The sequence below is a fragment of the Haloarchaeobius caseinilyticus genome (assembly GCF_051207395.1).
GTDB lineage: Archaea > Halobacteriota > Halobacteria > Halobacteriales > Natrialbaceae > Haloarchaeobius.
On the sequence record NZ_JBPJZC010000001.1, the window covers coordinates 1540852 to 1560400 of the forward strand.

At 64.7% G+C, this 19549-nt stretch carries 18 protein-coding genes; 9 read left to right on the forward strand and 9 right to left on the reverse strand.

Features of this window, described 5'->3' with window-relative positions; genetic code table 11:
• The first annotated feature begins 25 nt into the window (after positions 1 to 25).
• Positions 26 to 232, forward strand: coding sequence for a hypothetical protein (locus ACSC1P_RS08135; RefSeq protein ID WP_435359640.1), 207 nt, complete (start codon positions 26 to 28; stop codon positions 230 to 232).
• A 98-nt stretch (positions 233 to 330) separates the two neighbouring features.
• Positions 331 to 585, forward strand: coding sequence for a hypothetical protein (locus ACSC1P_RS08140; RefSeq protein ID WP_435359641.1), 255 nt, complete (start codon positions 331 to 333; stop codon positions 583 to 585).
• A gap of 19 nt (positions 586 to 604) precedes the next feature.
• On the opposite strand, the gene ACSC1P_RS08145 is transcribed toward ACSC1P_RS08140, so the two are convergent.
• The 6 genes from ACSC1P_RS08145 to ACSC1P_RS08170 all read right to left on the reverse strand — a co-directional run bounded on the left by ACSC1P_RS08145 (position 605) and on the right by ACSC1P_RS08170 (position 10947).
• Positions 605 to 2536 carry a cation:proton antiporter domain-containing protein gene (locus ACSC1P_RS08145; protein WP_435359642.1) on the reverse strand — a complete coding sequence of 644 codons (1932 nt, stop codon included), beginning with the start codon at positions 2534 to 2536 and terminating at the stop codon, positions 605 to 607.
• A 141-nt stretch (positions 2537 to 2677) separates the two neighbouring features.
• Positions 2678 to 4660: an AMP-dependent synthetase/ligase gene (locus ACSC1P_RS08150; RefSeq protein WP_435359643.1), complete on the reverse strand. Its 1983-nt coding sequence runs from the start codon at positions 4658 to 4660 to the stop codon at positions 2678 to 2680.
• 79 nt (positions 4661 to 4739) lie between these two features.
• Positions 4740 to 6722 carry an AMP-dependent synthetase/ligase gene (locus ACSC1P_RS08155; RefSeq protein ID WP_435359644.1) on the reverse strand — a complete coding sequence of 661 codons (1983 nt, stop codon included), beginning with the start codon at positions 6720 to 6722 and terminating at the stop codon, positions 4740 to 4742.
• A 113-nt stretch (positions 6723 to 6835) separates the two neighbouring features.
• Positions 6836 to 8776: an AMP-dependent synthetase/ligase gene (locus ACSC1P_RS08160; protein ID WP_435359645.1), complete on the reverse strand. Its 1941-nt coding sequence runs from the start codon at positions 8774 to 8776 to the stop codon at positions 6836 to 6838.
• Between the two features lie 102 nt (positions 8777 to 8878).
• Positions 8879 to 9784 carry an MBL fold metallo-hydrolase gene (locus tag ACSC1P_RS08165; protein WP_435359646.1) on the reverse strand — a complete coding sequence of 302 codons (906 nt, stop codon included), beginning with the start codon at positions 9782 to 9784 and terminating at the stop codon, positions 8879 to 8881.
• A 59-nt stretch (positions 9785 to 9843) separates the two neighbouring features.
• Entirely contained in the window at positions 9844 to 10947 is a 1104-nt protein-coding gene (locus tag ACSC1P_RS08170) for an outer membrane protein assembly factor BamB family protein (RefSeq protein ID WP_435359647.1), read from the reverse strand.
• A gap of 448 nt (positions 10948 to 11395) precedes the next feature.
• On the opposite strand from ACSC1P_RS08170, the gene serS reads away from it, so the two are divergent.
• The gene (serS, locus tag ACSC1P_RS08175) at positions 11396 to 12748 is read left to right on the forward strand and encodes a serine--tRNA ligase (protein WP_435359648.1); all 1353 of its coding nucleotides are present in this window, start codon (positions 11396 to 11398) and stop codon (positions 12746 to 12748) included.
• Between the two features lie 75 nt (positions 12749 to 12823).
• Here serS and ACSC1P_RS08180 read toward each other — a convergent pair whose 3' ends face one another.
• Entirely contained in the window at positions 12824 to 13228 is a 405-nt protein-coding gene (locus ACSC1P_RS08180; protein WP_435359649.1) for a hypothetical protein, read from the reverse strand.
• A gap of 150 nt (positions 13229 to 13378) precedes the next feature.
• Between ACSC1P_RS08180 and ACSC1P_RS08185 the strand changes: the two genes are divergently transcribed.
• Positions 13379 to 13612, forward strand: coding sequence for a hypothetical protein (locus tag ACSC1P_RS08185; RefSeq protein ID WP_435359650.1), 234 nt, complete (start codon positions 13379 to 13381; stop codon positions 13610 to 13612).
• Positions 13613 to 13634: 22 nt separating this feature from the next.
• Here ACSC1P_RS08185 and ACSC1P_RS08190 read toward each other — a convergent pair whose 3' ends face one another.
• Both ACSC1P_RS08190 and ACSC1P_RS08195 read right to left on the reverse strand, forming a co-directional pair.
• A complete protein-coding gene (locus tag ACSC1P_RS08190) occupies positions 13635 to 13958 on the reverse strand; it encodes a nuclear transport factor 2 family protein (RefSeq protein ID WP_435359651.1) in 324 nt (107 codons plus the stop codon).
• A gap of 59 nt (positions 13959 to 14017) precedes the next feature.
• Positions 14018 to 14905 (reverse strand): redoxin domain-containing protein, encoded by an 888-nt coding sequence (locus ACSC1P_RS08195; RefSeq protein WP_435359652.1) that lies wholly within the window; start codon positions 14903 to 14905, stop codon positions 14018 to 14020.
• A gap of 471 nt (positions 14906 to 15376) precedes the next feature.
• On the opposite strand from ACSC1P_RS08195, the gene ACSC1P_RS08200 reads away from it, so the two are divergent.
• From ACSC1P_RS08200 to ACSC1P_RS08220, 5 genes are all read left to right on the forward strand, one after another.
• Positions 15377 to 17116 carry a Rieske (2Fe-2S) protein gene (locus ACSC1P_RS08200; protein WP_435359653.1) on the forward strand — a complete coding sequence of 580 codons (1740 nt, stop codon included), beginning with the start codon at positions 15377 to 15379 and terminating at the stop codon, positions 17114 to 17116.
• A 42-nt stretch (positions 17117 to 17158) separates the two neighbouring features.
• Entirely contained in the window at positions 17159 to 17299 is a 141-nt protein-coding gene (locus ACSC1P_RS08205; RefSeq protein ID WP_435359654.1) for a hypothetical protein, read from the forward strand.
• 53 nt (positions 17300 to 17352) lie between these two features.
• Entirely contained in the window at positions 17353 to 17769 is a 417-nt protein-coding gene (locus tag ACSC1P_RS08210; RefSeq protein ID WP_435359655.1) for a hypothetical protein, read from the forward strand.
• Between the two features lie 70 nt (positions 17770 to 17839).
• Positions 17840 to 18343, forward strand: coding sequence for a DUF367 family protein (locus ACSC1P_RS08215; protein ID WP_435359656.1), 504 nt, complete (start codon positions 17840 to 17842; stop codon positions 18341 to 18343).
• Between the two features lie 244 nt (positions 18344 to 18587).
• On the forward strand, positions 18588 to 19547 hold the full coding sequence (locus ACSC1P_RS08220) for a branched-chain amino acid transaminase (RefSeq protein WP_435359657.1): 960 nt from the start codon (positions 18588 to 18590) through the stop codon (positions 19545 to 19547).
• Positions 19548 to 19549 lie beyond the last annotated feature (2 nt).

A 19549-nucleotide genomic window follows, 5' to 3' on the forward strand; every position in this document is an offset into this window, starting at 1 on the left:
GACATAACTCATACATGTTCTGTGTATGAACGATCGCCAGACGATTCCGTGGCTGGACGTACTCAACGCGCTCGGCTCGGTCGTCGTCGCGTATCTCGTCGTGTTCTGGTTGACCACCTTCGGCCCCCTCCGGCCGCACGGCCAACTAGGCGGTCAACTGGGTTTCGTCATCGCGGTTGTCGTCAGTGTCGGCGTCGCCTACGGCCTGTACACGACCCTCGACCGGGTGTGAGATTCGCCCGCGGTTTTTCTCAGTTCCGAAGCGACGCTGCCGACCGGTCGCACCGAACAATTTTGTCGTATCGGTGAGAAGAACTGGTCGAGTCCCCCATGTCGGAACAACAGTCCCACAACGACCACCATCCGCCACTCGTCGACCGCTGGCGCGCGTTCTACGCCGGACTCGGTGGCGCGACGTCAGCAGTACTGGACCCAATCTTTGCAGGCGCGTCGACTGACTTCTTCGGTGTTTCCGGCACCGCTGGCGTCGTCTTCGACAGACTCGTCTCGTTTCTCGCTTTCAGCGCAGGATTGTACGTCACGTTGACCCTGTTCGCACTGCTGGCACATCGACTGCAAAAGTGAGGACGAGCCGAAAATCCGACTATTCGTCCGAGGGGTGACAGAACGTCATCGCCTGTCGAACGCCCTCGTTTCGACCGATGAACGTCAGGCGGTCGCCTTCTTGCACCGTGAAGTCGGCGTCGGGCACCTGCGTGTCACCGTTGCGACTCACGAGCGCGATGAGACAGCCCTCGGGCAGTTCCGGGCCGATTTCGCGCACTGTGCGGCCGACGAGTTCGGACGAGGTGACCTCTATCTCTTGGACGTCCCCGCTGTCGCCGATGTGAGTCATCCAGTTGGCGAGCGCCGGGCGTTCTATCTCGTTGTCGATGGCCCACGCCGTCGCCATCGTCGCGGAGATAGTCCGCACGCCGAGGTCTTCGAACGCGTCGACGTTGTCCGGGTTGTTCGCCCGGGCGATGACCGTGTCGATGTCGAACTTGCTGTTTGCGAGCTGTGCCACGAGGAGGTTCGCGTCGTCGTCGCCGGTCGCGGCAACGAGTATCTTCGCGTTGTCCGCACCGGCGGCACGCAACACGTCGGTGTCGGTGCCGTCGCCGATGCGGGCTGCGAAGCCGGACTCGCGAGCAGTCTCGACGATGTCCGGGTTCTTCTCGACGATGACGACGTTCTCTCCACGGTTTTCGAGGCGGGCGGCGAGTTGTCTGCCGACTTTGCCGCCGCCGATGACGAGTACACGCATTGGAATCACATCTAGGAACTCCGCAATCTGCCGGGCGAGTCCGGCTTCGAACACGACCGTGAGCAGGATGGTGAGGAAGACGGTGCCGACGAGGATGTTAGCGCCCACCTGGTTGGTGGGGGCGACCGTCGGGTCCTGCAGGGTGAGCGCGAACAGCGTGGCGACCGACGCGGGGATGATGCCGCGCGGGCCGACGAAGCTGATGAACATACGCTCGTCGAACGTGAGCCGGTCGCCAGTGGTGCTGAGTAGGACCAGCGCGGGCCGGAGGAGCAGGGCGACGATGAACACGACTGCCAGTCCCTGCCAACCGAGGTCGATTAGCTTCTGGAACTCCAGCAACGCCGCCAGTCCGATGAACACGAACGAGAGGACCAGCAGCGTCACGTCGCCTTTGAACTCCTCTATCTGCTCCTCGTAGGGCAGGTCGGCGTTGCCGAGCAGGAATCCGGCCGTCGCGGTCGCCGCGACCCCGGCCTCTGAGTACACCGCGTTCGCGGTGGCGAACGCGACGATGGCCCCGGTCAGCGTCAACAGTCGCGCGTTCTGGGGCGCGTTGTCTGGCGAGAGGTCGACGTGGCGAAGCAGGTACCAGATGACGCCTGCGACGATGACGCCAACCAGCAAGCCGGTGCCGAGGCGCTCGGCGAACAGTCGGACGTACTCCTGGACGCCCGGCTCCTCGACGCGCAGCGTCTCGAAGATGACGATGGCGAGAATCGCCGCCGTCACGTCGTTGACGATGCCCTCAGTTTCGAGCGCCGCCTCGACACGGTCACGGACGGCGACCACTTCGAGAATCGGCGTGATGACCGTCGGTCCGGTCGCCACGAGCAACGACCCGACGAGGAACGAGATGCCCCAGCTGGCACCCAGCAGGTAGTGGACGGTGATAGCCGTCCCGACGAGCGAGATGGCCGCCCCGATAGTGACCAGCCGGATGGTCGCTGACGGCGCTTGCCGGAGCTTATCGAGTTTTAGGTGGAACGCGCCCTCGAAGACGATGATGGCGACGGCGAGCCCGACGATAGCCGACAACGGGCCAGCCCCGCCGAACGTCTCCAGCGTGACCAATCCCGCGCCTTCCGGGCCGACGAGAATGCCGGCGATGATGAGGAACAGGACGCTGGGAACGCGAAAGCGGTCCCCGAGCACCTGCGCCACGACGCCGAGTGCGATGATGAGCGCGACGAGCGTGAGCAAGTCGCTCCCGTGGCTCTCAGCGGCAACGGCCAGGGCGAATTCGGGGACACCTCGGTCGAAGACCATGTACGCTGGACGAAGGCCCCATCCGGTATAAACGAACCGCTTGCCGTCGTGAAAATTCGATGCTCTATCTGGGATTATCGGTGTGGAAACGACGGTTCTTTCACTAATACCAGAATAAATTGCCCATGTTTCCGAATTTGGTCAGTCGTCGGTCTGCGTCACGTCGGTGGCCTGTCCCCTATCGTACATCTCCGCGACGAGGTGGTCGTACCGCTCGACGATGTTCCGGCGCTTCTTCTTCATCGTCGGGGTCATCAGGTCGTTCGCCTCGGTGAACTCCTCGGGGACGAGTTCGAACCGCTTTATCTGTTCGTGACTCTCGAATCGTTCGTTGACCGCATCGACCTCGCCTTCGACGATTTCGTGGACGTGCGGGTGTTCGCAGAGCGCCTCGGGGTCGTCGGGCAGCGTTAGGTCGACGGCTGCGGCTTCCTCGCGCAGGGCAGGGATGTTCGGCACGAGCAACGCGGCGACGAACTTCTCACCGTCGCCGAGGACGAACGCCTGTTCGATGAAGCGGTTCGCCGCGAAGGCGTCTTCGATAGGTGCTGGTGCGACGTTCTTGCCCGTCGAGAGCACGAGTAACTGCTTGGCGCGCTCGCGGAAGACGAGGTAGCCGTCCGGTCGCTGCTGGACGATGTCGCCGGTGCGGAAGTAGCCGTCGTCGGTGAACGACTGTGCGGTCTCACCGGGCTGGTCCCAGTAGCCGTCGGTGACGTTCGGGCCGCTGACCAGCAACTCGCCGAACTTGCCGAGCGCGTCGTCGAACTCGCCCTCGGGGACGACCGACGTGTCGATGCGGGTGTCGACGCCGGAGAGCACCGGTCCGATTGTGCCGATTTTCGGTTCTTCCGGCGGGTTCGTCGTCACGACCGGCGAACACTCGGTCAGGCCGTACCCCTCGTAGATGGGGAGGCCCATCCCGTGGTACAGCGTACAGAGTTCGGCCGACAACGTGCCGCCGCCGCTGATGAGGAAGTCGACGTTGCCGCCGAGGGCGGCGCGCACGTCGCTGAAGACGAGGCGGTCGGCCAGCCAGTAGCGCGCCTTGAGCAGCGCCCCGGGTCGGTCGGATTCGTAGTAGTCGCGGCTCACACCTGTCGCCCACTCGAACACGCGCTGTTTGAACGACGACTCCGACGCCTGCTCGCGAATGGCGTCGTATATTTTCTCGTACACGCGCGGCACGCTCGTCGCCGTCGTCGGCTGGACGAGCTGGAAGTCCTCTTTCAGCGTGTCGGAACTCTCCGCGTAGGCGATAGAGGCACCGACACCGAACATGAGGAAGTGCCCAGCGAGGCGTTCGAACACGTGTGCCAGCGGCAGATACGAGACGCCCTCAGTCGTCTCGTCGACCGTCGGCGAGCCGGCTGGCTTGCCCGGACGTGGGCCGTATCGTTTGTACACCTGGTTCACGTTCGACCGGAAGTTACGGTGGGTGAGTCGCACGCCCTTCGGCTGGCCGGTCGTTCCCGATGTATAGACGAGACTGGCGAGGTCGTCCATCTCGGTCGCGTCGAGCCACGACTGGTAGTCCTCGTAGTCGAAGCGTTGCTGACCCTGTTCGTACACTTCGCCGAGCGTGTACACACCGTCTTCGTCGGCGTGTTCCGGCGGCAGTTCGTCTATCGAGATGATGAAGCGCACGTCGAGGTCGTCGACGACTTCGAGGACGCGTTTCAGACAGTCTTCGTTCTCGACGACGACGCCCGACGCGCCGGGGTCGTCGAGCAGGTAGCGGACCTGCTCGGGAGAAGATGACTTGTACACCGTCGTGACGGCCGCGCCAGCCGCGAGCAGCGCGAAGTCACACTGTGCCCACTCCATGCGTGTGTCGGCGAACAGGCCGATACGCTGCCCGTGGTCGACGCCGAGTGCCCGAAAGCCGGCGGCGAGGTCACGGACCACTTCGCGCATCTCGCCGTACGTTATCTCGGCGTAGTCGCCGCTCGGGGCCGCATCGAGCGCCCCCGTCGCCGTCATCGAGCGGTCGTAGACCCCACCCTTGTATCGCTGAGCCGGTCGCCCAGTGTGTCTGTCCGCCGTCGCTTCGAACATCTCGGGAAGCGTGTTCTCGACCGTTATCTCGTCGGAGAACGCCGCTTCAGACTCCCGCCAATCCATAGTGTTGACACTACGCAGGCGGAGAAGATAATAAAAGGTTATGTAAAATTTCAGAGAAAAGTCGGCGTCGAGTCCGCCCTCAGTCGGCGGTGGCGGGTTCTTCAGACGACGATTCGACCGTCCCGTAGATCTCCGCGACGACGTCGTCGTGGCGGTCGCGAATCTTCATTCGCTTTTTCTTCATCGTCGGCGTCAGCATGTCGTTCTCCTCGGTCCACTCGGTGGCGACCAGCCGGAACGACTTGATGCGCTCGTGATGTTCGAAGTGTTCGTTGATACGCGAGACCGCGTCGTCGACCGCATCGACGGCGAACTCGTGGTCGCAGAGTGCTGCATCGTCGGCTGGCACGTCGACGCCGGCCTGTGCTGCGAGTGCGCGAATCGTCTCCGTGTTCGGGACCACCAACGCCGAGATGAACTTCTCGCCGTCGCCCATGACGAGCACCTGTTCGATGACTTCGCTCTCGGCGAAGGCGTCCTCGATGGGTGCCGGCGCGACGTTCTTCCCCGTCGACAGCACGACGAGTTGCTTCGAGCGCTCGTGGAAGACGAAGAAGCCGTCGGGGCGCTTCGTGACGATGTCGCCCGTCTTGAAGTAGCCGTCTTCGGTGAACGCCTCGCGCGTCTCGACCGGCTTGTTCCAGTAGCCGTCGGTCACCTGCGGGCCGTTCACGAGCAGTTCGCCCGTCTCGCCGAGCGTGTCGCTCAACTCGCCCTCCGGGATGACCGACTTGTCGATGCGGACGTCGGTGTCCTCGACCGTCGGGCCGATGGTACCGACTTTCGGCTCCTCCGGCGGGTTGCCGGTGACGGCGGGCGCGGCCTCGGTCAGCCCGTACGCTTCCCACACCGGCAGGCCCATCCCGTTGTACAGCGCGGCGAGTTCCGGCGAGAGCGAGCCACCGCCCGAGAGCATCGCTTCGACGTTGCCGCCGAGTGCTTGCCTGATGTTCGAGAAGACGAGTTTGTCGGCGATTGCACCCTTCAGATTCAGGCCGAAACCCGGCGAGTCCGTCCGATACTGCTCCCGAGCGACCTCGGTCGCCCACGCGAAGATGCGTGCTTTGACGGCAGACTCCTGTGCCTGTTCTCGAATCGCATCGTACAGTTTCTCGTACACGCGCGGAACACCGAGCATCACCTGTGGCTGGAGCTTCTCGAAGTCCTCTTTCAGCGTATCAGGACTCTCGGCGAAGCCGACGCAGGCCCCGACGATGTACATGTGGAAGTGGCCGGCGTGGCGTTCGAGGACGTGCGCCAGCGGGAGGAACGAGATGGTCTGTGCCCCGCCAGTCGACGGAATCGAGTCCGGTCGGTCGTCACGAGGACCGTAGCGCCGGAGCATCTGGTTCAGGTTCGCCCGGAAGTTGCCGTGGGTCAGCTGGACCCCTTTCGGCTGGCCGGTGGTCCCCGACGTATAGACGAGGCTGGCGAGGTCCGCTTGCTCGATTTCGTCGATCCAGCCCTGATACGCTTCCTCGTCGAATCGTTGTCGTCCCTGCTCGTACACCTCACCGAGCGTGTAAATCCCGTCTCGGTCGTCGTATTCAGGGCCGATGTCGTCCATCACGACGATGAAGCGCACGTCCAGCGACTCGGCGACTTCCTCGACCCGTTGCAGGAGTTCCTCGTTCTCGACGACGACCCCGACCGACCCGGAGTCCCCGAGGAGGTACTGGACCTGTGCCGGGGACGAGGACTTGTACACCGTCGTCACGACGCCGCCGGCCGCGAGCAGCCCGAGGTCTGTCTGTGCCCACTCCATGCGCGTATCGGCGAAGATGCCGACACGCTGGCCGTGTTCGAGTCCAAGCGCGCGGAAGCCGGCGGCGAGGTTCCGAACCACGTCTCGCATGCTCTCGTAGTCGAGGGACGCGAACTCGCCCTCGGGAGCGGCACCCACCGCCCCGTGTGAGACCAGCGACCGGTCGTAGATGCCGCCTTTGTACCGCTGTGCTGGTTTCGTCCCGTGTCTCGCCACCGCCTGCTCGAACGTCCGCGGCAACGAGTCCTCGCCGAGAGTCTCGCCGTCGAACGCTGCTTCGGCCTCCCGCCAATTCATATTATTCCATTGAACAGTACAGCGAGGGATAAGCGTTGAGGCCGCAGTTCGACAGAAAAGTCGGCGAATCGAACGACGTGGCGGCGACGCGCAAACCGGCCGGTCGTCAGCCGTTACTGGCCGTACATCTCGTCGACTTCGACCGAGAAGTGGCCGAGGATGTTGCGACGTTTCTTCTTCATCGTCGGCGTCAGCATGTCGTTGTCTTCGGTGAACTCCGGGGCGACGAGGCGGAACTTCTTGATGCGCTCGTGTTTGTCGAGGTCGTGGTTGATGCGTTCGACCTCGGCTTCGACCGCCTCACGGGCGTACTCGTGGTCGAGCATGGCCTCGTCGTCTGCCGGGAGGTCGACACCGTCTTCGGCCGCCTGCGTCCGCAGTCGCTCGAAGTTCGGAACGAACAGTGCCGAGATGAATTTGTAGCCGTCACCGACGACCATGCACTGTTCGACGATGGGTGAGGCGGCGAATTCGTCCTCGATGGGACCCGGTGCGACGTTCTTCCCCGTCGACAGCACGATGAGCTGTTTCGAGCGCTCGCGGAACTCCAGATAGCCGTCGGGGCGCTGGTGGACCACGTCGCCAGTGCGGAAGTAGCCGTCCTCGGTGAACGCTTCCGCAGTCTCGTCTGGCTTGTTCCAGTAGCCGTCGGTGACGTTCGGTCCCTTCACGAGCAGTTCGCCGACCGTGCCCGGGTCGTCGGCGAACGGTGCCTGTTCGACGGCGGACTCGTCGACTTCGACCTCGACATCTGGAAGCGACGGACCGATAGTGCCGATTTTCGGGTCCTCCGGCGGGTTGACGGAGACGACGGGCGCGGTCTCGGTGAGGCCGTAGCCCTCCAGTATCGGCAGCCCCATCCCGTGGTACAGCGCGCAGAGTTCGGCCGAGAGCGAGCCACCGCCGCTGATGAGGAACTCGACGTTCCCGCCGAGTGCGTCACGGACCTTTTGGAAGACGAGTTTGTCGGCGACGCGTGCTTTCGCTCGCAGGGCGACGCCGGGGTCCTCGGTCGTGTGGTACTCCTTGCCCACGTCGGTCGCCCACTCGAAGATGCGAGTGCGGGTCGAGGACGACTCGGCCTGCTCGCGGATGGCGTCGTATATCTTCTCGTACACGCGAGGCACGCTCGTCGCGCAATTCGGCTTGACCAGCGAGAAGTCGGCCTGCAGGGTGTCGGGACTCTCGGCATAGGCGACACAGGCACCGGCCGCGAACATCTCGAAGTGCCCGGCAAGGCGCTCGAACACGTGTGCCAGCGGGAGGAACGAGACGGTTCTGGTCGTCGCGTCGATGCTCGGGAGGTCGCTCTTGTCCGGACGCGGGCCGTACCGCTTCCGAATCTGGTTCACGTTCGCCCGGAAGTTGCCGTGGGTCAACTGGACGCCCTTCGGCTTCCCGGTCGTCCCCGACGTGTAGATGAGGCTCGCGAGGTCGTCCCACTCTCGCTGGTCTATCCAGCCCTGATAAGCCTCCTCGTCGAAGATTTCGGCCCCGCGGTCGTGGACCTCGTTCAGCGTGTAGATGTCCTCGCGGTCGTGGTAGCCCTCGATCCAGTCCATCACGACGATGAAGCCGAGGTCGAGGTCGTCTTCGACTTCGAGGACGCGGTTCATCGCGTCGGCGTCCTCCACGACGACACCATCGGCGTCGGGGTCGTCGAGCAGGTACTGGACCTGTTTCTTCGACGAGCCAGAGTAGACCGTCGTGACGACGGCGCCCGCTGCCAGTAGTGCGAAGTCACACTGTGCCCACTCCATCCGAGTGTTCGCGAAGATACCCACCCGGCTGTCGGCTTCGACACCGAGGTCACGGAACCCCGCAGCGAGGTTCCGCACGATAGAGCGCATGTCGTCGTAGCTGATGGCTCGGTACTCCTCGTCGGGCACCTTCGGGAGGACCGACTCGGTCATCGAGCGATGGTACACGCCGCCTTTGTACATCTGGGCCGGTCGCTCGGCGTGTCGCTCGGCCGCGTCCTCGAACATCCGGGCGAGTGTCGTCCGGCCGACGACCTCGTCCTCGTACTCCAGTTCTGCGTCCCGCCAGTTCATACCACGGGGCAAGGACGCAGGGGAGATAAAAACCAATGAACTATGTGTCGGTTTGTCCGCGTCGGCCCGCGACTGCCCACATCGGGCTCGCGCCCGATGCGCTCACTGCCCGTCCAGATACCGCAACACGCCGCGGACGTTCATCGCCGTCTCACCCGACGCCTTCTCTTCGCCCCAGACGTCGAGCAGTTCCGGGTCGTCGGCGAAGTGCGCGACGACTGCCTCGTCGTCTTCGAGCTCGGCACGGACCGCTTCGACGGTTCCGACCCACGACTGGAGTCGTTCTTCGTACGCGTCGAGCAGGTCGTCGGCTGGGGCCGGGCCGAAGTGTGCGAACAGGAGCGTCGACGGGTCGATTTCGCGGACCGTCTCCACGTCCGCGAGCGCCTGTTCCATGTCGAACTGCGGCGGCGGCGTCGTCTCGCGCACGTCGTCGATAGCTGGGACGTAGATACCGGCCGCGTCGGCGGTGAACACGGCGTCGTTGTCCGGGTCGTAGAAGACGTGCTGGTGTGGCGCGTGGCCGGGTGCCTCGGTCGCGTGCAGCGAGTGGTCGCCGAGTTTGATGACGTCGCCGTCTTCGAGCGCCTGGATGCGGTCTTCGGGGACCGGCTTCGGCTCGGTGTACCACTCTATCTGGTCGCCGACGGCCGACTTCGTGCCTTCCCAGAGTCGCGATGGGTCGACGAGGTGCCGGACCGCGCGCTCGTGAATCGCGACGGTCGCGTTCGGGCACGCCTCAGCGAGGTAGCCAGCCCCGCCAGCGTGGTCGAGGTGGACGTGCGTCGGAATCAGATATTCGACGTCCTCGCGTGCGATATCGAGTTCGTCCAGTGCGTCGAGGATGTACTCGTAGTTGGTGCCGATGCCGGTGTCGACGATGGCCGGCTGTGCCGCGTCGAGGATGTACACCGCACCGTACTCCGTGGTGCCGTACATGCCTGTATCGAGGTAGTAGCAGTCAGTACACTCGCCTGTCGTGACTTCCTGCATGTCGCCTGGGTCCATACCTATTCGCGCGCGCTCTGCGGGGAAAAAGTTTGACTCGGGGGGTGCAAGGCACGCCGTCAGGCTGTCAGCGCGACGACTGAATCGGCCCCCGTAACGGCGACGACCGCGCCGTCGAGCGTGACGACCGGATACTCGACGACTGCATCGAGGTCGACCGACCAGCGGACCGCGCCGCCAGTGAGCGCGACCGCGGCGACGCCCGACTCGGTACCGACGTACACCGCGTCGCCCGCGACGACAGGGACCGAGGCGGCACCCACGTCGGCAGTCCAGTTGCGCTCACCACCTGGCGCGAGCGACCGGAGGACACCGTCTTCACCAGTCAACAGTCGCGCACCGTCCGTGATTGCGGGCGAACCGAGGATGCTGGTCCCCGTCTCGATGTTACGAATCTGTTGGCCCGTCTCTGCGTCGAGCGCGAGCAGTGTGGACCCGACCGTGGTGAGGACGAGGTCGCCAGCGACGACCGGGTCACCGGGACGTCCCCCGACACTCGCGCGCCACGACACCTCGCCGGACCCGGCTTCGAGACCGAGCAAGTCACCGGCGGCGGTTCCGGTGTACACGACGCCCCCGAGGGCCGCCGGCGCAGTCACCGGTTCGCCGCCGAGCGACGACCGCCAGCGCTCGTTCCCGCTCGCGTCGACAGCCCGGAGCGTCCCCGATTCGGTCCCGACGTATGCCACTGGCCCCGTCGTCTTCACCGCCGTCACCAGTGGCGAACCCGCGTCGAAGGTCCACTGCTCGGCTCCATCTGTGGGAGAGCGCGACCGGAGCGAGCCGTCAGCTCCGGGAATCAGCACCCGCTGTGAGGCCGCCGCGAGGGTCGCACCCGGTACCGATTTCGCGGGCTTCGACCACGTGATGTCGCCACCGGCCGTGTCGACCGCGACCGTCGACTGAGCCGTCGGGACGAACGCTCGCCCGTGGGTCACGACCGGACCGGCCCGTGCTGCCCCGTCGAGGTCAGTCGACCACCAGACCGACGGCTTCTGTCGGGGACCGTGAGCACTGTCGAGGTAGCCCGAGTTCCGGGCGTCGACGCCCCGCTGTGGCCAACTGCCGCGAATCCGACCGTCACCGCCGGCCCCCGACTGCTGGCCGAGACAGCCAGTCAGTGCGGCCGTGGCGACCCCCGCAAGTACGTCTCGTCGGCGCATTCGTCTGAACGTCTGCCGGAGGGGACATGAATGTGCGCCGAATGGTCGGCTGGAACCCGAGCGTCTTTCGAGTCGACCCAACCGGCATGGCGCGGGTTGACCAACGTGTCGCGCCATCGGCGCGACCGTGAGGAGCGCGCGAGGGATGACGAGCAGCACGAACGAAGCGAGTGGTGTGAGGAGTCGGTTGGGGTGGTTGTGGCGAGGGACGGGAGGGGTGGTGCGGTCATGTTCCGCCAGCAGTCGGGAACTGCTCGTCGAACACGAGACCAGAAACGACGAGCACGAACACCACAATCGACGACTCACGAAACGACGACCGACAGCACAGCCGAACCCACAATAGGTTACATCAGACGTAAACGCTACTTCAAACGCACAGTCGCTTTGCCACGCGAGACCACGGTTCCGATACGGTTTTCCGCCGGCCTCGTGAACGATTCGGCAAATGCTTAACCGCCGGTACATCCGGGAGAATCCCGACGTGGTTCGCCAGAGCCTCGACCAGCGAGGCTACGACGTGGACCTCGACGAAATTCTCGCCATGGACGAGGAGTGGCGCGAACTCAAAGCCGAGGGTGACGACCTGCGTCACGAACGCAACGAGGTCAGCTCCAAAATCGGCCAGCTCAAACAGGAGGGCAAGGAGGAGGAAGCGCAGGAGGCCATCGACAGGTCCGGCGAACTCAAAGCAAAGCTGGAGGACATCGAGGACCGCACCGACGAACTCGACGAAGAACTCGACCTGCGCCTGCTCGAACTGCCCCAGATTCCGCACGAAGACGTGCCCGTCGGCGACGACGAGGCAGACAACGTCGAGGAGCGCCGCTGGGGCTTCGACGACCTGCGCGACCTGCCCGACGAGGTCACACCGCACTACGACATCGGTGAAGACTTAGACATCATCGACGAGGCACGCGGCGCGAAGGTCAGCGGCGCGGGCTTTTACTTCCTCAAGGGCGACGGCGCGCGACTGGAACACGCGCTCATCCAGTTCATGCTGGACGTCCACCGCGAGCAGGACTACGTCGACGTGTTCCCGCCGGTGCCGGTCAACTCCGAGTCGATGACCGGGACGAGCCAGTTGCCCAAGTTCGAAGAGGACATGTACGGCATCGAGGGCGACGACCTCTGGCTCTGCCCCACCGCAGAGGTGCCAGTCACGAACATGTACCGCGACGACATCCTCCTGCGCGAGGACCTCCCGCTGAAGCATCAGGCGTACACCCCGAACTTCCGGCGCGAGGCCGGTGAACACGGGACCGAGACCCGCGGCATCGTCCGCGTCCACCAGTTCAACAAGGTCGAACTGGTCAACTTCGTCGAACCCGACGAGAGCTACGACCGACTGGAGGAACTCACGACCGAAGCCACCGTCGTGCTCGAACGCCTCGGCCTTCCCTACCGCGTGCTGACGCTCTGTACGGGCGACCTCACCTTCGCCTCCGCGAAGACGTACGACCTCGAAGTGTGGGCCCCCGGCACCGAGAGCGAGGACGCCCCCGAAGGCCTCGGCGGCCGTTGGCTCGAAGTGTCCAGTGCCTCGAACTTCGAGGACTTCCAGGCCCGCCGCGCGGGTATTCGCTACCGGCCGGAACACCACGAGAGCGCGGAGTACCTCCACACGCTCAACGCCTCCGGCACCGCCGTCGGCCGCGTGATGGTCGCGATTCTGGAGTACTACCAGAACGAGGACGGCACCGTCGACGTGCCCGAAGCCCTGCGCCCGTACATGGGTGGACAGGAAGTCATCGAAGGCCACGAGAAAGTCGGTGAGAGCGCGCTCGGCAAGGGCGAGTAGGCAGACCCGCGTCGACTCTAAATCGCACGACTTCGTCCCGTTCGCGCGGAAGACATTCTTGAAGGTCCGTCGTAGTTACCGGCCAGGTAGATAGTTCCACGCGACTCCGACGACGATGGAGAGTCCACCACCACCGAACAGGAAGACCACGTAGACGAGCGCCATCGATTCGGCAGTGGACAGGGTGCCCGTAAAGAGTGGTATCGCCAGCCTTGCACCGAGATAGGTGAGCCCGAGTCCGAACAGCAACGCTAGCAACTGGACCGGGCGCGTACTGAAGACCGAGTCCAGTAGGTCACTCACCGTCAGCGAGTAATAACTCGAGAGAAAGAGTATCCCGACCCCACCGTGGAGCAGTGCCGCCTCCCGGGAGATCGTCTCGCTCTCCTGCCCGGTGACGACCAGATGGCCCAGTCCGAGCACCGCCACCAGTGAGAAGATGCCGCCGAGCAGGAGCGTATGGGAGTCCCCGTGTTCCATACACGATGGAGAACAGGAGCGCAGTAATATTTCAGAGACCATGAAATTTAGGTCGACGACGATTTTTACCGTCGACAGCAGACTGGAACCCTGGCGCGACCCACACGATGCCGATGCTTATCCCGGTAGGCGCCGAATCACGAACCGACAATGTGGGCACCCGTCTTGCAAATCGGTGCGGTAGAAGTCCTCGTCATCCTCGTCGTGTTCGGCTTCTCGGCCGCCGTCGTCTTCGTCGCGGCGGTCATCGGCCGCAGCGCGTTGTTCGGGGAGAACGAGGAATCCGTGCCAGAGAACGGGTCCGACCACCCCTACAGCGACGAGCGTGCGCCGGACGCGACCGACGCCCGAGAGGTGCAGGAACGCGAACACGACGACCAATAGCGAGTCTCCCTTTCTGCCGTCGCTATCGCGTGTACGTCTGCAGCGAGTGGATTCGCTCGCCATCGAGTTCGAACACGTCGACGAAGCGGACGAGCACCTCGTCACCCTCGACGACGCGACCCCTGACCGCGGGACCGTTCTCACCGTCGAAGACGGCGTCGAGTTCGTGATTCGTCTCCCGATTTGGGCGGTCGTCGCGCATGAACGCGACGAACGACTCGCGGTCGTCGAAGGCCCGGTCCGGTCGCTGCTGGGTGAACTCGGACGTGAGCACGTCGCGGAGGGCGTCGTAGTCGTGCTCGTCGAGGGCGCGGTAGTACGTGGCGACTGGCTCGGCGAGGTCCATACCCCCGCTTCGGTGGCGCGCGCAAAGAACGGTCGGGCTATCCGCGTCGTGGCCGCCCGCTACTCGAACGAGGTGTTCGGAAACAGACTGCTCGGCTTCCGCAGTGCCGCACCTGTCCCAGCGGATTCGTGCGGAGCCTCGGCGTCGCCGCGGTACTCGACGCCGAGTTCTCGTTCGTCCGCCGCGAAGTGTTCGGCCGAGGTCGCGTACCACTTCGCCGCACGTCGGTAGTCGTCGCTCCGGTCGCGTCCGGCCTCGGCGGCCGCTTCGACCTCGTCCGACTCCGAGAACCGCTTCGCGGAGCGGAAGCTCTCCGCCGCCGCGTCGAAGTACGCGACGGCTTCGTCGAAGCCGTCCTCGGCACCTTCCCACGCTTCTTCCTCGTAGAGCGACCACGCCGTCTCGAATCGCTCGCGGCCGCCGCGGTGGTGTTCGTAGGCCCGGGCGTACCGCTGGATTGCGGTCCGGTCGTCGCGCACGTCGTCGACCGCGGCGCGAATCTCGCCGAGGTCCGGCACCACGGTCTGGTCCTCGGTCGTCCACGCGTAGCGGACGCGCTGTCGGTCGTCGACGACGAACACGGACCGCTGAGGGATGTTGCGGTGGCCGCGCCAGTCGGCCATGCAGACGCCGTACTCCGCGGCGACCTCGCCGACTGAATCCGCCAGCAGCGGGTAGGTGATGTCGTTCGCGTCGGCGAACTCGCGGTGGCTGTACGCCGTATCGCCGGAGATGCCGAACAGCGTGAGGTCCGTATCGAGGTTGAGCAGGTCGATGTCCTGCATCGTACACAGTTCGGCGGTGCAAGTCGGACTGAAGTCGGCGGGGTAGAACACGAGCACGACGACGTCCTCGCGCAACGCCTCTGTCAGCGAGAACTCGTCCAGCGAGCCGCGCTCGACGCCGGGCAGGGAGAAGTCGGGGGCTTCTGAGCCAACCGAAAGCATGGCCGTCGGTTCTGTGTCAGTGAACTTAGCTCTGGTCGCCGTTTTCACTCGTTGCCGGAACGAGAGTCGGTAGTCTCTGTGCTGTCGCTTCGGTGGTTCTGCTCGGTGAACAGGTCGCGAATCTCGGACCTGCCATCGTCCCGTTCCCGTTCAACAAGCAGTTCACGAATCACGACGGTACATGACCGCCGCCACACCCTCCCCAACCGACTCCGGTCCTCGGCCTCCGGCCTGCGGTCCTCATCCCGGGTGAGAGCAAGCGCTCACTTGCCGTCGTTCGCAGGCTCACGACGACCTCGCGCGATACCAGTTCGCGGTCTCCGACACGCGAACCAGCGCGCACCATGCCGGTCGTTTGGATGACGTTTGCTCGTGAAAGCCCCACTCCACGTCGACGCAAGTTTCCCTCAACCAGCGTACAGTAACTCATTTCAGGGAACCGTTAACCCCGAACCGGCCCAACCTCGATGTATGGCAACGAGTGACGATACGTACGTCCCCATCGCGTCCCTCGACGACCTCCAGACCGAGGGCCGAAAGTTAGTCAACGAAGCCGGCCGCGCAATCGCCCTCTTCTACCACGAGGGCGAGGTTCGCGCCGTGGACAACCGCTGTCCCCACATGGGCTTTCCCTTGACCGAAGGCACCGTCGACGATGGCGTGCTCACCTGTCACTGGCATCACGCGCGCTTCGAGCTCTCCTGTGGCGATACGTTCGACCCGTGGGCCGACGACGTGCTGACCTACCCGGTCGAAATCCGCGACGGACAGGTGTACGTCGACCCGCATCCCGAGCCGGACGAACCACCGGCAGCGCACTGGGCGAACCGGCTCGAAACCGGTCTGGAGGAGAACCTGCGGCTGGTCGTGGCGAAGGCGACCATCGGCCTGCTGGACGAAGGCGTCGACCCGACTGACCCCATCGCACAGGGTGTGGAATTCGGCACGCGGTTCCGCACGATGGGGTGGGGCAGTGGCCTGACCATCCTCGCGGCGATGGGGAACCTCTTGCCCACCCTCGACGAGCAGGACCGAAAGCGCGCGCTGTACACCGGTCTCCGACACGTCGCGATGGACTGCTCGGGCGAAGCCCCGAACTTCGAACAGCCCTCGTTTTCGACCAGCGATGTCTCGCCCGAGCGCCTCGAATCGTGGTTCCGCGACAACGTCGAAGTCCGCGACTCTGACGGGGCCGAGCGCGTCCTCCGGACTGCCGTGGCGACCTGTGACCGCGAACAGGTCGAGCAGATGCTGTTCGCCGCGGCGACCGACCACCGCTACCTCGACACCGGCCACACGCTCGACTTCGTGAACAAGGCCGTCGAGACGCTGGACACGGTCGGCTGGGACGCCGCGGACGACACGCTGGCGAGTCTGGTCGACGCGCTGACGCAGGCAGAACGCAGCGAAGAGCGCTCCTCGTGGCGACAACCGGTCGATTTGGCGACGATGCTCGACGAGGCGTTCGACGAACTGGACGAGTTCGTCGCCGCTGGCGACGGAAAGTCGTGGACCGAACCCGACGACTTCCAAGACACCCTGCTCGGCGACGACCCGCAAGCAATCGTCGATGCACTTACGGAGGCCATCACCGCGGGCGCGACGACCGAGCAACTGGCCCACAGCGTGACCCACGCCGCGGTCACCCGAGTCGCCCGCTTCGGCACGAGCAACGAGTTCTCGGACTGGAACACGGTGCACCACACGTTCACATACTCGAACGCGGTTCACCAGGCGACCCGGCGCATCGACGCGACCGAACTGTACCGGGGCGTCTTCGACGCGGCGACGAACGTCTACCTCGACCGGTTCCTCAACACGCCACCCGCAGACATCCCGCAACCCGGCGAGAGCGACCGCGACCCCGGCGAGATTCTCGACGACCTCGCGGCGACGTTCGACACGGAAGGCGAGGTGAACACGGCCGGGAAACTCGTCGGTGAGTTCTTCGACGCGGGTGGCGACCCGTCCGACCTGAAGCGACGGCTCGGCCACTGCCTGCTTCGCGAAGACGCGAACTTCCACACGCTGCAGGCCGTCGAAGCCGGGTTCCGCCAGTTCGACCTCGCAGACGACGAGAACCGCGGCCGAGTCGCGATGGTCGCCGTCGCTCGCTACATGGTGGCGCACTTCCCGACCCGGCGCGAGGCCGAGCAGACGTACACTATCGCGTCGCGCCTGCTCCGCGGCGAGTCCATCCACGAGGACTGACGGAGGCGAACGTTTTTCCGAGGCACTCGACAAGTCTCGGCCATGATGTCGCTCGGCCAGAAAGTCGTCGCCTTCGCCACCATCGGCTTTCTGAACCTGCTCGTCCTCGTGTTCCTCGGCTGGTTCGTCCTGTTCTCGCTGGTGCCGTCACTCATGCTGGCGGCGGCCATCGCCAGACAGTGAGTGCGGCGACGACTGACGCGACGCTTTTGTTCCCCGCCTCCGTCTGCCCGGACATGCTCCGGTTCGAACTCGTCGGCGTCTACGGCGGCTGGGAAGCGGCCGTGACCGGGCCGTCAGACCACGTCCAATTCGGCGTCGTCACCGGCACCGACCAGCGCTTTCAGACCTACGGCTCGCTACACTCGCTGCTCCGCTTGTACGACCTCGCACATCTGGAGCGCGCCCAGCACCCACGATTTCTCGGCTACGAAGTGACCGACCTCGGGAGCGGAATCGTCGTCGACTTCCAACTTCACCAGGTCGAGACGACCTACGAGGAACTCCGCGAGGCATTGGAAGCGTTCTTTGGCGCAGTATTCGCCGAGCTCGACGACCAGACCGTCGGCGACCGCGACGACCACATCGACACCATCCACGAACGCGACGAGGTGCTGGTCGACCTCCACGACCTCCGCCAGCAGGTCAGGTGAGCAGGCACGGAACAGTGCCGCCGCTCGCCAGCCCGAGCCGTTTTTCTCCCTCGACTGGATACGCTCTCCTGTGAACCTGCACGTCCGCTACGAGGGCGACGACGACCCGAAGAAGTGTACGGCGCGCAAGCTCGCGCGGTTCGACCTCGCCGAGTTGCACCGCTCGAACCGGGCGACGCCGTACGGGGTCGTGCTCAATCCGCACGCCGAGCAGGCGCTCTCGCCGGCCGACGCGGACGTGACGAACGTCGTCGCGCTCGACTGCTCGTGGGAGACCGCCGAGGCAGCCATGTTCGAGATGCGCGGTGAACACCGTGCGCTCCCGTTCCTCGTCGCAGCGAATCCGGTGAACTTCGGCCGGCCGTTCAAGCTGACGACGGTCGAGGCGCTGGCCGCGGCGCTCTGCATCCTCGGGGACCGAGAGCACGCCGAAGAGATTCTGGCCAAGTTCAACTGGGGCGAGACGTTCCTCGAACTGAACGACGAACCACTGCGGCGCTACGCCGAGTGTGCCGACTCGACCGAGGTCGTCGCCGTACAGGACGATTATCTGGCCGACGAAGCCGAGGAGTAGTGTCGGCTCTGCTGGACCCGAAATGGGGGGCGAACAGGCGACGTGGCACGGAACACGCGAGGGGTCGCCGCACACCCGCTGACCCTCGCGTGGCGAGTGTTATTGCACGGCGACGCTGGCCGCGCCATCGTACTTGAACCGTTAGCCCGGGAACAGTAACTGGTGAGTGCTGTCGCCATCGGGCGATTCGTGCCGCGGCAAGTATCGCGGTATCTTTATTGCCGTCTCGTCTGCATTCAAGACTATGGCTACGTTCGACGAGATGCGCGAGGAGAACGACGCACTCGACACAATCTGGATGGACGGGGAGTTCGTTGACTGGGACGACGCGCAGATTCACGTGCTCTCGCACGGGATGCACTACGGGACTGGCGTCTTCGAGGGCGCACGCTGTTACGACACCGAGGAAGGCCCGGCACTGTTCCGCTGGGAAGAGCACCTCGACCGCCTGTACGCCTCCTGCAAGCCGTACGACATGGAGATTCAGCACGAACCCGAGGAACTGACCGAGGCGACGAAGACGCTCATCGCCGACCAGAACCTCCGCTCGTGCTACATCCGACCGCTCGCCTACTACGGCTACAAGAGCCTCGGCGTCTCGCCTGGTGAGTGCCCGACCCGAACGATGATCGCCGTCTGGCCGTGGGGTGCCTACCTCGGCGAGGACGCACTGGAGAACGGCATCAAGGTGAAGGTGTCCTCGTGGCGCAAGCACTCCTCCAGCCAGATTCCGACGAACGCGAAGACGACCGGTCTGTACGTCAACAGCCTGCTCGCCGGTGAGGAAGCCCGCCGCAACGGCTTCCGCGAGGCCATCGTCCTCAACAAGGAGGGCAACGTCGCCGAGGGTCCCGGCGAGAACATCTTCCTCGTCCGCGACGGCGAAATCTTCACGCCCGGACTGGCCGAGAGCATCCTCGACGGCATCACGCGTAACACGCTCATCACGCTCGCCGAGGAGGCCGGCTACGAGGTCCACGACGGCGCGACCATCTCGCGCGGCGAACTCCACACCGCCGACGAGCTGTTCTTCACCGGCTCCGCCGCGGAAGTCACGCCCATCCGGCAGGTCGACAACATCGAAATCGGCTCGGGCACCCGCGGCCCGGTCACCGAAGAACTCCAGCAGCGCTTCTTCGACGTGGTCCACCGCCGCACGGACGACCACGACGAGTGGTTCGACTACGTCGACGTCGAAGCGTAAGC